Genomic DNA, 14,268 nt, shown 5'->3' on the forward strand with positions numbered 1-14,268 from the left:
TAAGAGTCACTGAACCTCGGTTATTCGTCCCGAACTGTTAAAGAAACCTGCAACAGCTTTTCTTTGCGAACGGTCAGTACGGGTGCGGGCGGAGGGTCGGTGCATTTCGCAACAGTCAAGGGAGATGTGTGATGGCGAACTACAAGATCGAGAATGTCGAGGGAATTGGTCCTGTCATCGGAGAGAAGCTGCGCCAGGCGGGTGTGGCCGATACGGATGCGCTGCTCGCGGCCTGTCGTACCCCCGCCCAGCGAAAAGAACTCGCAGAAAAGGCGGACCTGACGACCCAGCAGATTTTGAAGTTTGCCAACATGGTCGATCTGTATCGAATCAGCGGAGTCGGGTCCGAGTATGCCGAGTTGCTTGAGGCGGCCGGAGTGGATACAGTGCCCGAGCTTGCCCAGCGGCGTCCTGACAACCTCGCCAAAGCTATGACTGAAGTCAATGATCAGAAAAAACTCGTGCGTCGGTCACCCAGTGAATCTGAAGTGGCCAAGTGGGTGGCGCAGGCCAAGGAACTGCCGCGAATGCTGGAGTATTGATTCGGCGAGGCACGGCCACCCGGGTCAGACGACCTGCACATGGTTTGCACTTTTCATCCGGGCATGCCGAGTTGCGTTCGCATGAGACTGGCTGGACTCGGTAGCGGTTGTGTCAATGGGAGGAACAGGACGATGAAGCGTTTGCAGGTTTGATATGGATCATCGCTTGTGTAGTTGATGGTGGTCAGCATGGGCGGTCGCCTTCATAATGGAACGGATGAGGGGCGACCAGCCCGGTGAGACCCGTCAAGGCTTGCATCAGTGTCTCAAATTCGGCAGGTCTGTGTCAGATTCTGGTCGGGGAGCCGGTGGCGTCCTGATCGGCTGGCCTCTCGCGAGAGAGTGTGCTTAAACGTAAGGAGATATCCATGAGTGCAATGATGAGAGCTGCGGTATTTGTTGAGCCCGGTCGGATTGAAGTGGTCGACAAGAAGATTCCGGATGTCGGGCCCAACGACGCACTGGTTCGGATCACGACTACGACGATTTGCGGTACGGATATTCACATTCTCAAGGGCGAGTATGCCGTTGAGAAAGGGCTGACGGTGGGGCACGAGCCTGTTGGGGTGATCGAGAAGCTTGGCAGCGCCGTGCACGGTTACCAGGAAGGACAACGAGTGATCGCTGGCGCCATCTGCCCGAACTTCCATTCCTATGCGGCTCAGGATGGCGTACCTTCTCAGGACGGTAGTTATCTCAACCCTAAAAACGCATGCGGATGCCACGGCTACCATGCGACCGCTGGCTGGCGTTTTGGTAACAAGATTGACGGCACCCAGGCCGAGTATGTGCTGGTGCCGGATGCGCAGGCCAATCTTGCACCCGTACCAGACGGGTTGACTGACGAGCAGGTACTGATGTGCCCTGACATCATGTCAACCGGGTTCAAAGGTGCAGAAAACGCTCACATCAAGATCGGTGATACGGTTGTCATCTTTGCACAAGGACCGATTGGCCTGTGCGCAACGGCGGGTGCCCGCCTGCTCGGTGCGACCACCATTATTGCTGTCGATGGCAATGAGCATCGTCTCGGAATTGCCAGGCAGATGGGGGCAGATGTCACATTGAATTTCAAGAACTGCGATGTGGTCGAGGAAGTGATGAAGCTGACCCGCGGCAAGGGTGCTGATTCGTCCATTGAAGCGCTCGGGCTCCAGCAGACATTTGAATCGGCGCTGCGTGTGCTCAAGCCCGGTGGCACGCTTTCAAGTCTGGGGGTGTATTCCGAGGATCTGACGATTCCTGTTGATGCGTTTGCAGCTGGACTGGGTGATCACAAGATTCTCACTGCGCTCTGCCCAGGTGGCAAAGAGCGTATGCGCAGACTGATGGAAGTCATTGACTCTGGTCGTGTCGATCTGGGATTGCTGGTCACCCATGAGTACAAGCTCGATGACATCGTCGCGGCGTACGATCTGTTTGCGAATCAGCGTGACGGTGTGCTCAAGATCGCCGTCAAGCCCTGAGCGACGGTCATCCGCCCCAGGGTGATGGGTCCTTGTCATTGAGACCTGTCCGCGTCGCCTGCGCGTGAGGCGACGCACACATTTGCCAGGACAGGAGCTTTTTTCTCCTGATGCCTTCTCCTGATACCTTCTCCTGGCCCTGGTTTGTCTGGTCATTTGAAGGCTTTGTCCGCGCACTTCAATTTCGGGTCGCCTCGCTTTGCCACACGATGTCTGCGCGGGTGCAGAAGGTCAGGTCAGGTCGGGACAGCATCAAGTGGATCTTTCGCGAGTGACTGTCGGTTCATTGACTCATGTTGGCCCATGCTGGCTCATGTTGGCTCACGATTCGTCTCGGTCTCAATATCAATGCGTATGAACGGCGTTTGACTGATGGCCCCTGTCATCAGGCTGATTCAGGCCTTACCTGCCGGATGCTTGATCTGACGCGGGATTTCTGTGCTGTCTCTAGATGACTGCGACTCCTGGCAATGCAGCGTGCGAATGATATCGGGTCGGGTCCGTCCGTTGCACCACAGGTCGCTATTTTATAGAAGCATTTTGTCAGGACGGGCATCTTGTAAAGATCGGCCAGGCTGGTGTACTGTTGCGGTCTTTCTGTGTGAAAGTTGAACGCAAGGGATATGGTCAGCGGGGAATGAGCACATTCTCTACATCGAGGATCCCGGCTCGCTGATTTTTGCTTGAGTGTGTATGCACGTCAGTATCTGTGATCAACCTGGTTTTAATGCCCTATAAACGTCTTTACTGCCCAGCATGCAAAGATCCCGGTGACCCGTTGGCCCGTGTAGAGCGAACGCGCCGGGAAAAGTATCTTCTCTGGTCAAGTCGTCGTTACCAGTGTTTCAGGTGCGGCCGATCTTATCTCCATTTGCTTGGCGCACTGATTCGCAGATCCTCCTGAGCAGAGGGTGTTCGAGTACGCGGTCTAACTGGCATTCCCTGGAAACCCATTCTCAGTCACAAACAAGCCGTCTGACCAATAGTCGATGTGTCGTCGGAGTTGGCCTGCACGTGTGACTGCGCTAAGATCAATTTGTTTTTGATGTTCGCAACATCATGCAGGCGCTCCAATGAAGGAGAGTAGGGCGATGTCGCTCACGATTGCTGGTCGGTCTGTTATGTCGTCTTCAGTCTTGTCTTCGATCAGACCAGGCTGGTTTTTCCTGTTGTGTTCGGTGGTTCTGCTGGTCTGGCCAGCCAGGGTCTGGGCGCTGCCAGACGGATTTGTATACGTCGATGAAATGGTTCCGGGCGTGTCTGTTGATCTCCGGTACGCGACGGCCAACAATTTTCTAGGTACTCCTGTTGATGGCTATGACGCTAATCGGGCCGCCATCTCCGAACCCGCTGCCAGGGCGCTTGCCCAAGTCCAGGCGGACCTGAATCGGTTCGGACTTGGGCTTAAGGTGTTTGATGCCTATCGACCACAAACGGCGGTTAACCATTTTGTGCGCTGGGCCAAGGATGTCGCGGACACTCAGAACAAAGCCAGTTACTACCCGGATGTTGACAAGGCAGATCTCTTCGATCTGGACTATATCGCAGAGCGATCCGGTCATAGTCGTGGCAGTACGGTTGATCTGACGTTGATCTCATCGGATGATGGTGCAGAGCTGGATATGGGATCAGGGTTTGATTTTTTCGGGGTCGAGTCCTGGCCTGAATACTCCGATCTGACTGCACAGCAGCGCGCCAACAGGATGTTGTTGCAGCAGGTGATGACCCGTCATGGCTTTAAGCCTTATCCGAAGGAGTGGTGGCATTTCACACTTGCAGATGAACCCTATCCAGACACATATTATGATTTTCTGGTGCGATGACCAGGTGGACTCCAGGCCTGCCATGGGCAGGCAGCAGCATGAGCGCGAACAATCCGAACAACGCTCATAGGGACTGACTACCCACGCTGTTGTCGCTGGCTAGCCAGGGGCTGCTGTGTGCGCCAGGCGCACATTGGCTTGTTCAGCGCACCAGGCTTGACGAAGATGTTGTATGCAACAGTCTTGTGATTGCTCCTGTTTCTGCTTTGTGCTCACCCGGTTTCAGGTTGATTTTGAGCCCGGTTCGTTAACAGATAATCGAAGGCGATCTGAATGCAACGCAGAGATAATAAAGGAGTTAGCCGGCGGTCCGGTTGGGTCACTGGTGCAAGGGGGCGCTATGTCGCGCCCGGACTGTGTGCAGCGATACTCGTCTGCCCTGGATGGGCGGTGGCACAAGGGACGGTCACCCTTTACGGGGTGGCTGACGTCGGGCTTTTTTACAATCATGTCTCGCGTGGCGCACAGGCAGGGCAGCCAGCAGCAAGGTCGGATTCGTTCTTGAAGGCGGTATCGACATCACGACCGGCAGTATGTCTCAGGGTGGACTGGGCTTTGGGCGCCAGTCCACCCTCTGGTTCGACGACCCTGTTGCTGGCAAGCTGGAGATGGGTCGTCGGGCCAACGTCGCGTTTAACTATATGGGTGTCATTGACCCACTGGCGCTGGCCGGTTCCCAGTCCACCATGGGAACGTCATTTGGCTCAGCCAATGCCGTGCGCTACAACAATCTGATCGTGTATGAAACGCCTGTGGTGTCAGGTGCTCAGGCGAGTATCGGATACTCGTTCAACACAGGTGCTTCTGCCATCTACCTGAACGGGCCGTTTTCGGGTATCTAGCCAGCCACACAGTACTTTTCGACTTCAGACAACCAGCGTGCATTGACTGCCGGAATCCGATACAACGCAGGTCCGTTTGCGATGGTGGCAACCTATGACCAGGCGTATGGCGCAGGCAGGGTGCAGAATGCGGCGGGCACAGTGCAAGTCAGCAATACCAGCAAAGGGTCTCCCAAGGCCTGGATTCTGGGCGCGACCTACGATCTGAAGCTCATCAAACTTGCAGGGGCTTATGGCCAGACGATTGGTGGCGCATTCTATGGGCAGACCCCTGATCCTGGCACGCAGTATGCAATGCCCCTGGTGACCGTAACACGCGGAGCCGGGATTCTGTTCGATCAGGCGTTGCGCACCGAACAATACCTTCTCGGTGCCACCGTGCCGTTGAGCGAGGTAGACCGCATCGCCCTGTCCTGGCAGGCGATGCGACCGGTCACAGAATCGACCCATTCTCCCCCGTCAGGGACTCAGAATGTGGTCAGTGTCATGTATACCTACGACTTGTCCAGACGAACCAATCTTTACGTATGGGGTTCATATGGCGAGAACTTCCAGATGGTCAAGACTGCACGAAGTTCTGTGGTCGGCATGGGTGTGCGGCACCTGTTCTGAGTGGTGACATGTCACGCCCCGAGATAATAGATCCAGCCGACGGCCAGCACGGTGCTGGCCAGCGTGACAGGCAGACCTGCCCGCATGAACTCGGTGAAGCTGATCGTGACACCTTGGGCGCGAGCCTGCTCGACCACAATGATGCCCGCCAGGCTTCCAAACACGATTGCGTTCGACGAGAATCCGGTTCCAAGGGCAATGGCCGCTCCCAGTGTCTCTGAATGATCTGCTCCTGTCAGAAACGGTGTCAGCAACATGACCGCCGGACTGTTGCCCACGATATTGCTGAGCAAGCCTGAGATCAGCAGCATGGGGACGGGTGCATCCAGATCAATTCCGGTTTGACTGATCCAGTGCATGGTCTGGTCCGGCAGACCTGTTGCAGCCAGCGCTGCGTTCACGACAAACAGTCCCATCAGCAGCAGCAGGAGATTGCCATCGACGTGCCCGAGCATGTCTGAAGAGGCAATGCGCCGGTTGAGCAGCAGTACGCTGGCACCCGCCAGTGCGATCAGCATGTGAGGCCAGTCGGTGAAGATGAAGGCACTGATCAGGGCAAGGGTGACGATGCCGGCCTTGGCGGTCTCGACCCTGTTCAGTGGTACGACAGGCCTCGGTGTGCGGGTGGTGGATGATGACTCGTCAGTCGTAGTCGGTCGTGGGCAAGATGGTGTGCAAACCGATGACAAATGCCACCGGCCTCGATACAGCATCGCAATCAGGAGCCAGATCAGTAGCAAGCCAAGAATGGAGGGGGCGAGCGTGATGGCCGAGAAGCGATTAAAGGAGATGTCCAGCGCCTGGGCCACGATCATGTTCTGAGGGCTGCCAATCAGGGTTGCAGTCGAGCCGACGTTCGCCGCAAAACAAAAGCCTAGTAACAGCGGAACCGGGTTAAGCTGTCTGGCCAGTGCGATCGAGCACAACACCGGTGTCATCGCCACCACGACGACGTCGTTAGTCAGCAGCGCCGACAAAATGCCGCTGACTGCAATCAGAATGCCAAGTAGCGTAGCGGGTCCGACTTGAATCTGCCCGACTCGCCGGGCGACCCAGTCGTAGAAACCACCCACCACAAATGCGGCTGACACAACCATCAGCCCGAAGAGCAGGCCAATGGTTTCAACATCAATCGCCGCCCATGCTGCTCTGGGCGTGATGCGTTCGGCGACAATCAGGAGCATGGCACCCAGCAACGCAGCACCGGTTCGGTCGACCTTCAGACCGGGCAGGTGCCCGACGCCCATTGCGAGGTAGACAAGGGCAAACAGCGTGAGAGTGATATCCATGCTTGCAATGATCGATTGAGTCGGAGCGCCACAGGGCGGGGCGTGTGCTGCGGGGACGATTGTTCGTCCGTTTGAGCGACGATGAATCGTGGATTATCACGCTGGTACGGGGCAACCGTCCAGCGCGACAGAACAGGTCGCACTGGATCGGTGAGCACGCGATCAGGTGTGCCGCGTCTCTGGCTTTCTGGATCGGCGGGTGACCAGCTTCTCGAGCTCCAGGATGATCAGCAAAGCCACGCCTGCCGCGACGATCGTGCCCAGCTGTCCGACACTCAGGGCGGAGGTGGCAAACCAGGTCTGCATGAAGGGTGTATATGTCATGATGATCTGAAGCGCAACCACCAGTCCGACGGCACCCAGTACTCGCGGAGTTCCCTGGATGCCGATCCAGGTGAATGACGGGGCTTTCAGATAACGGACACTGAAGAGATAGAAGACTTCCATGCAGACCAGTGCGTTGACTGCAACCGTTCTGGCCGTATCGATGTCGGCCCCTTGCGCCAGTGTCAAGTTATACAAACCGAAGATGCCGCACAGGAACAAGGTGGAGACAAACAGGATTCGCCAGATCAGAAACCGTGAGATGAGAGGGTCATGCCGGTTGCGCGGGGCCCGACTCATGATCCCTGGCTCAGCGGGCTCGAACGCGAGTACCATCGCCAGACCGATCGAGCTCACCATGTTGATCCAGAGCAGTTGCAAGGGCGTGATCGGCAAAGCCACCCCGAGCAGGATTGCCAGGCCGATCGCCATTGACTCCCCACCGTTGATCGGCAGCAGAAACGAGATCGACTTCTTGAGGTTGTCGTAGATTGTGCGACCTTCCTCCACGGCGTTAACGATCGAGGCAAAGTTGTCGTCGGTGAGCACGATCTCGGCTGCCTGCTTGGCCGCCTCCGTGCCTTTAAGACCCATGGCAATACCGATGTCGGCCTGTTTGAGTGCCGGTGAGTCGTTCACGCCATCCCCGGTCATGGCCACGACTTCACCGTTAGCCTGTAGTGCCCGGACTAGCCGGATTTTGTGCTCGGGACTCGCTCTTGCAAACACGTCCACCTCACGCACCACTTCGCGTAGCGCCTGATCGTCAAGACGCTCGAGTTCGGCACCCGTCATGCCTCGTTCGCCATTGCCAATGTGCAGGGATCGGGCAATCGCCAGTGCCGTGCCTGCATGGTCTCCAGTAATCATTTTGACCCGTATCCCGGCACGATGGCACTTGTCAATCGCCTCAATGGCTTCATCTCGCGGTGGGTCCATGATGCCAACAATGCCCAGAAATGTCAGATCGCGCGCGTGTGTGTGGATGTTCTTCTGATCAACCCCCGTGACATCGGGTCTGAAAGCAAATCCGAGTACCCGACGACCCTGACTCGCCTGCTGTTCGATCTGTTCATTCCAGTAGGCCATATCGAGATCCCGACCGACTCCGTCTTGTCCCATCTCATCTGTGCACAGCGTCAGAACCTTGTCCGGCGCTCCTTTGAGCAGGATGACCGCCTCGGACTGTGTGCCACCACTGCCAGGGAGGTCACTTGCCCGGTGGACTGTCGCCATGAACCGGTGCTCGGATTCGAACGGCATGTGTGCGATCCGCTGTGATTCCTTGCGGATCTGCGTCAGATCCAGGCCCAGTTTCATTGCCAGCGTCAGCAACGCACCTTCAGTCGGATCGCCTGTCAGCGTCCAGTTGCCATCTGGCTCTTCCTGCAATGCAGCCTCGTTGCACAAGGCGCTTGTCAGCCCAATCAGCGTGAGGCCTGGGGAGTCAGGATGAACTGGCTGACCCCCAGAGGATGTGTCTCGGGAGACCGGATTGTCAGGGCTAGCCGATGGGTCAGGCGCAGCATGTACGGCATTGTTTCCATGGACGACGCTGATTTCCCCTTGCGGCGCGTAGCCCGTGCCGCTGACTTCCAGTGTCTGGTCCGTTGTCACTACGCTCTGAACCGTCATTTCGTTGCGAGTGAGGGTGCCTGTCTTGTCTGAGCAGATAACGGTGACCGAGCCCAGCGTCTCCACGGCAGGTAGTCTGCGCACGATGGCCCGCTTTCTGGCCATGCTTTGCACACCGATCGCCATGGTGATAGTGAGGATGGCTGGAAGCCCCTCCGGGATGGCCGCCACGGCGAGCCCGACCACTGCCATGAACGCTTCGGGTAGTGCCATACCGATGAACCCGTATCCGTAGGCAAACAGGCATGCGGCAAACCCCAGAATGAAGACAGTCAGCCAGCGCGAGAACTTCTCCATGCTCTGCACCAGCGGTGTCCTGGTGCTCTGGACCTCCTTGAGCATACGACCGATGCGCCCCATCTCTGTCTGCATGCCCGTGCGAACCACGATCGCTTTTGCGTTGCCCTGTGTGACGAGTGTTCCCGAGAATCCCATGCAAAGCTGGTCACCCAGAGAGGCATCGGCCGCAACGGGGTCGATTTGTTTGGTTACTGGCACAGATTCGCCGGTCAGCGCGGACTCATCCACTTGCAGATTGACTGTTTCAACAAAGCGGACATCGGCCGGCAGGTTGTCTCCGGAGGCCACCACCAGCAGATCCCCGGGAACCAGTGCCTCGGCGTCCAGTGTGATCAGCCGCCCATTGCGCATGACTTGCGCTTTGGGCGCCAGCATTTTCTGGATCGCCTGTAGTGACTTTTCCGCTTTGCCCTCCTGGTAAAGCCCGATGACGACGTTCAGGACCACAACCGCCAGAATCACTACGGCATCGAGCTGATGACCTGTCAGCATTGTCACGAGGGCCGCTGCGAGCAGGACAAAGATCAGAAGGTTGTTGATCTGGGCTGCCAGCCGCTTCAGGAATGTGTTGCCGTTCTCGAGTTTGTAAACGTTCGGTCCGTACTCTGCCTGCAGACGCTTGACCGCGCTCTCATCCAGCCCTTCTGGTCCGGTCTGCCACGAACGACGGACTGTTTCGGCGGATTCTGTGTGCCAGGCACGACTGTCCTGGCTGGAGGTGACTTCTGTCTGTCGGTCTGAAGGCGTACGACGCTGGGGTGATGATGGCTGAAGCTTCTCGTTTGGTGGCATGCAGTTCGCCTTGCGGGTGAGGGATATGTCGAGGACCAGATAGTAGGCAAAAGAACGAAAATCAGAGCGCAGACAAGAAAGTACAGGCAAGGAAGCGCGTGCAAGAAAGTGCATGCAAGAAAGTGCATGCAGCGTGGCAAAGCCTTCGACGTGCGAGCAACCAACCGGGAGCAGCACCGGCCAGCCTGTAAAGCACGAATCCGCAGTACGGCGTGATCACGTAGCGTTCTGGTCCGTTCTGGTGGTGTTCGACTGTCTTATTTGGCGCTAATTATCAGTAATTGTCGCTAAATAATGCAATAAAGTCGTGACAAGAGAATGCTGCACGCACCTGCATATGCTCAATCAAGCTGCGGTATTGATCGCAGTATGGACCGGATTTGACGGTCTACGGCAGGTAGAGGTTCCCGTTAATCGCGACTTTGTGCACACGCGCCATCAAGGTGATCTTCCGCCTGCGCCTGGGGCATCAACCGTTGCGAGGCTGCGCAACCAGGACATCGCACGTGGCATGAGTCAGGATGGATTGCGTGAAACTACCCAGAATCCGGTCGCGGGTGGCATGGCGCCCGTGCTTGCCGGTCACGATCAGATCGCAGTCTTGGGACAGTTGCGCTGCGAGCATCGCTTCGGGAGAGTGGTTGTCCAGGACCTGAACGGTGTATTGCTTGCTGGAAATGCCTGCGGATTCGGCCAGTTGATGCAAACGGTCTTCGGCCTGGTGTCTGGCCGAATCAATGTATGCCTGGGTCTGCGCCTTGTCCAGCAGGGCAAGTCTCTGCATTTCGTCATACGGTGCGCGCAAGCTGTGCGTCATCACCAGGTGGGCGTTCGAAGCGTAGCGTCTGGCAAGCTGGACGACCGTGCGACTGGTTTCAGAAAAATCGATCGCCAGCAAAGCTTTTTGGTAGGGCCGTGCTTGTTCGGTTCTGACCACCAGTACCGGGCAGGGCGCGTCTTGCAGGACGCCAAGCGTGGTGCTGCCGACAAGCAGTCTCTTGACCAGTCCCTTTCCGTGCGAGCTCACGACCAGCAGATCGGCCTGGCTTTCTCGTGCCTGTTGCGCAATCTCTTCAGCCGGTTTGCCGGTTCGCAAACGGGTGTGCGCGTTGATTTCCCGGTTTTTTAGGACGGACTGAACGCTGCGGTTGAGTTCCCGAGTCTGACGTTCGATCGCGTCGCGCTCGAATGTGCTGTCCCACTTTGAGATCAGATGCTGGATATCGAACATCAGATCGCGAGGCAACACGTGCACGATCGTGCATTCGAGGTCATGGGTCTGAGCAAGGTCCAGCCCTCGTACCACCGCAATCCGGGAGGACTCTGACAGATCGGTTGCAATCAGTATTCTGCTCAGCCCGCTCATGGTGGACTCCTTTATCAGTCATATCCTTCTGGATGATACCAAGCAAACTTGAAAGCGACCATATCAGACGCCTATCGCTCGCCTCGTCCGGGAGACCCGTCGGTGTGGCCAGACGCGTCTTCACGGGCCAGCCGGTCCAGAATCGGGCAGTCAGCACGATGATCGCCGGCACAGCTGCTGATCAGGTCCTGCAGTGTTCTGGCCATCCGCTTCAGACCGTCAATTCTCGCCTGGAGGTCATCGAGGTGCGCCTGCGCAAGCTCCTTGACCTGGCTGCTCTGACGGTGCTGGTCGTTCCAAAGGCCGAGCAGTGCACTGATCTCCGGGATCGAGAACCCCAGTGTGCGCGCACTGCGGATAAAGCGTAAGCGATGCACATCCTTGTCGTTGTAAATCCGGTAGCCTTGTGCGGCCCGCGTGGCTGGTGGAATCAGGCCGGTTTCTTCGTAGTAACGAATCATTTTGGCGGTTACTCCACTGGCACTGGCCGCTTGCCCGATATTCATGCGCCGACCCCTTTTGCGGGTGTTGTCTCCCCGGCCGGGGGATGAAACCGCTTTAGCCGCAGCGCGTTTGACAGCACAAACACGCTTGATAGTGCCATGGCACCTGCCGCAAAAATCGGCGACAGCAAGATGCCGTAGGCCGGATAAAGGACGCCAGCGGCAATCGGGATCAGTGCCGTGTTGTAGGCGAAGGCCCAGAAGAGGTTCTGGCGGATGTTGTCGATCGTGGCCTTTGACAGTGCAATGGCATTGGGAACCGATTGCAGATTGCCCGACATCAGTACCACATCGGCTGCCTCCATCGCCACATCCGTGCCGGTACCCACAGCCAGCCCCACGTCGGCTTGCGCCAGAGCGGGCGCATCGTTGATGCCATCACCAATGAAAGCCAGACAACCGTATCGGGCTTGCAGCCGTTTGACCGCCTCGACTTTGCCATCGGGCAGAACCTGGGCGACGACCTCGTCGATCCCCAGGCTTGCGGCAATTGCATGTGCGGTGCGCTCGTTGTCACCCGTAATCATGGCCACTTTCAGACCCAGATCATGCAAGGCCTTGATGGCACCCGGCGTGGTGGGTTTGATCGGGTCGGATACCGCAATGATGGCCGCGAGATGTCCGTCGACCGCTGCATAAAGTGGTGACTTGCCTTGTTCAGCCATCTGTTGCGCGCTTTCCCGAAAAACAGACGTATCAATCCCCAGACTGTCCATGAAATGCTGCGCGCCGACCTGGAGCTGAGCCGATGGTGCATCAGGTAGGGTGACCGTCGCACGTACGCCCAGCCCTGTCAGTGATTCGAATGCTGTCGCATCGGCGATCTGAATGCCCTCGTCCTGTGCGGCCTGTACGATGGCGCGGGCAATCGGGTGCTCGGAACGGTTCTCGACTGCGGCAACCTGGGCCAGAATGGTGGTGCGATCGAACCCTGGGGCGGTTTCAAGATCGGTCAGCACCGGTTTTCCCTGGGTGAGCGTGCCGGTCTTGTCCACGGCGACGACCTTGGCATCCCGCAAGAGTTGCAGCGCCTGACCCTTGCGAAACAGGATGCCGAGTTCGGCTCCGCGTCCGGTGCCGACCATGATGGAGGTCGGTGTCGCAAGACCCATTGCGCAAGGGCAGGCAATGATCAGCACAGCCACTGCGTTGACCATGGCATAGGTCAGTGCCGGGGATGGGCCTGCCATCATCCAGATCAGGAATGTGAGCAATGCCGCAGCCATGACTGCAGGAACGAACCAGAGCGTGACCTTGTCGACCATGGCCTGGATGGGCAGTTTGGTTGCTTGCGCCTGTTCAACCATGCGGATGATCTGCGCCAGGACGGTGTTCTGGCCAACTGCGTTTGCCCGCAGGGTCATGGCACCCTTCTGATTCACTGTGCCGCCGACTACTTTTGAGCCAGGTGACTTCTCGACCGGGATGGGCTCTCCCGTGATCATGGACTCGTCGACATAACTGCTTCCCTCGGTCACCTCGGCATCCACGGCGATGCGTTCGCCAGGGCGAACTTCGACCAGATCACCCTGACGAACTTCGTCAATCGGGAGTTCAATGCTCTGGCCGTCCCGTTTGACGCGTGCGGTTCTGGCCTGGAGTCCGACCAGGCGCTTGATGGCCTCGGATGTTCGTCCCTTGGCACGCGCTTCCAGGAATCTGCCCAGCAGAATCAGCGTGACAATGACGGCCGCGGCTTCGTAATAGACATTGACCGTCGCTGCCGGCAGGATGTCCGGCAAAAACGTCGCCACCACTGAAAATCCGTACGCGGCCAGTGTGCCCATGGCGACCAGCGAGTTCATGTCAGGCGCCAGGTGAAGCAGTGCAGGTATGCCCTTCTGGTAAAAGACCCGGCCAGGACCGACCAGCACCAGCGTGGTCAGCGCAAACTGGATCAGCCAGCTCGTCTGGGTGCCGAGAGTGTTCATGACCCAGTGATGGAATGCCGGGATCATGTGCGAACCCATCTCCAGTACAAACACCGGCAGCGTCAGTACGAGCGCAATCGTCAGGCTATGCTGCAGGGATTGCAACTCGAGTGCTTTGCGGTCAGTAGCAGACCCATCCTCGTCTGGTACCGGATTGTCCTGCAGCACTCGTGCCTGGTAGCCGGCTTTCTTGATGGCGCGGATCAGTGCAGCAGGATCAGCACTCCCTTTAATGGAAGCACGCTCGGTCGCCAGGTTGACACTGGCTTCGCTCACCCCGGGCACCTTGTTGAGCACCCGCTCGACTCTTGAGACGCAAGATGCGCAGGTCATGCCCTCGACTTCCAGGTTGATTGTGTCGGCAATGACCGTGTACCCCATTTTATGGATTGCATGCACAACCGACTGATAGTCAAGCGAAGACTGAGCGTGAACGGTCGCCTTTTCGGTAGCCAGGTTCACAGCCACGGAGTCGACACCTTCCACTTTTGAAATGGCTTTCTCGACTCGCTTGACGCACGAGGCGCAGGTCATGCCCTCGACGGACAGGGACAGTGTGAGACCGTTGGGTGTGGTCGATGGGGGTGGGCCAGAAGGTGCCATCGTGGTTGCTGTGTCTGTCATGGTTGACTCCGTCAGCAAGGTGCTGATCAATGGAAGTTGCAATGGTGCTAGCTTAAACCTTCCCGTTGTGGGAAGGTCAAGACCGGTCGAAAACTGGTCCATCGCGGGCTTGAATGGTTGCCAGTAATGTGCCAGCCGATGTTCGTGTGAGAGGCGCTACCCAGCCTGCAGGCAATAAATCTGTTTCAGTTGATTGCAAACAAACAATCCAGCCATGCC

General features: G+C 57.5%; 9 protein-coding genes and 1 pseudogene. 4 read left to right on the forward strand and 6 right to left on the reverse strand.

Going from position 1 to position 14,268, the window contains the following annotated elements; genetic code table 11:
- Window positions 1-131 precede the first annotated feature (131 nt).
- Window positions 132-542 (forward strand): DUF4332 domain-containing protein, encoded by a 411-nt coding sequence (locus DBV39_RS00350; RefSeq protein ID WP_108619857.1) that lies wholly within the window; start codon window positions 132-134, stop codon window positions 540-542.
- A gap of 53 nt (window positions 543-595) precedes the next feature.
- Here DBV39_RS00350 and DBV39_RS19315 read toward each other — a convergent pair whose 3' ends face one another.
- Window positions 596-733, reverse strand: coding sequence for a hypothetical protein (locus tag DBV39_RS19315; protein WP_159078695.1), 138 nt, complete (start codon window positions 731-733; stop codon window positions 596-598).
- 177 nt (window positions 734-910) lie between these two features.
- Here DBV39_RS19315 and DBV39_RS00355 point away from each other — a divergent pair, with 177 nt between their 5' ends.
- From DBV39_RS00355 to DBV39_RS19740, 3 genes and pseudogenes are all read left to right on the forward strand, one after another.
- The gene (locus tag DBV39_RS00355; protein WP_108619858.1) at window positions 911-2,008 is read left to right on the forward strand and encodes an NAD(P)-dependent alcohol dehydrogenase; all 1,098 of its coding nucleotides are present in this window, start codon (window positions 911-913) and stop codon (window positions 2,006-2,008) included.
- Window positions 2,009-3,099: 1,091 nt separating this feature from the next.
- A complete protein-coding gene (locus tag DBV39_RS00360; RefSeq protein ID WP_227870739.1) occupies window positions 3,100-3,831 on the forward strand; it encodes a M15 family metallopeptidase in 732 nt (243 codons plus the stop codon).
- Between the two features lie 533 nt (window positions 3,832-4,364).
- Window positions 4,365-5,285 (forward strand): annotated as a pseudogene (locus tag DBV39_RS19740) (porin).
- A gap of 11 nt (window positions 5,286-5,296) precedes the next feature.
- Here DBV39_RS19740 and DBV39_RS00375 read toward each other — a convergent pair.
- The 5 genes from DBV39_RS00375 to DBV39_RS00395 form a co-directional block, all read right to left on the reverse strand.
- A complete protein-coding gene (locus DBV39_RS00375) occupies window positions 5,297-6,574 on the reverse strand; it encodes an ArsB/NhaD family transporter (protein WP_108619861.1) in 1,278 nt (425 codons plus the stop codon).
- Between the two features lie 162 nt (window positions 6,575-6,736).
- Window positions 6,737-9,625 (reverse strand): cation-translocating P-type ATPase, encoded by a 2,889-nt coding sequence (locus DBV39_RS00380; RefSeq protein WP_108622999.1) that lies wholly within the window; start codon window positions 9,623-9,625, stop codon window positions 6,737-6,739.
- 469 nt (window positions 9,626-10,094) lie between these two features.
- Complete coding sequence (locus tag DBV39_RS00385; RefSeq protein ID WP_108619862.1) at window positions 10,095-10,991, reverse strand: universal stress protein; 897 nt, start codon at window positions 10,989-10,991, stop codon at window positions 10,095-10,097.
- Window positions 10,992-11,062: 71 nt separating this feature from the next.
- Window positions 11,063-11,497 (reverse strand): Cu(I)-responsive transcriptional regulator, encoded by a 435-nt coding sequence (gene cueR, locus DBV39_RS00390; protein WP_108619863.1) that lies wholly within the window; start codon window positions 11,495-11,497, stop codon window positions 11,063-11,065.
- Window positions 11,494-14,028, reverse strand: a complete 2,535-nt coding sequence (locus DBV39_RS00395; RefSeq protein ID WP_108623000.1) for a heavy metal translocating P-type ATPase — start codon at window positions 14,026-14,028, stop codon at window positions 11,494-11,496. Before DBV39_RS00395 ends, cueR begins: the two co-directional genes overlap by 4 nt.
- Window positions 14,029-14,268: the final 240 nt, after the last annotated feature.

The sequence above is a fragment of the Orrella marina genome (assembly GCF_003058465.1).
Lineage (GTDB): Bacteria > Pseudomonadota > Gammaproteobacteria > Burkholderiales > Burkholderiaceae_B > Algicoccus > Algicoccus marinus.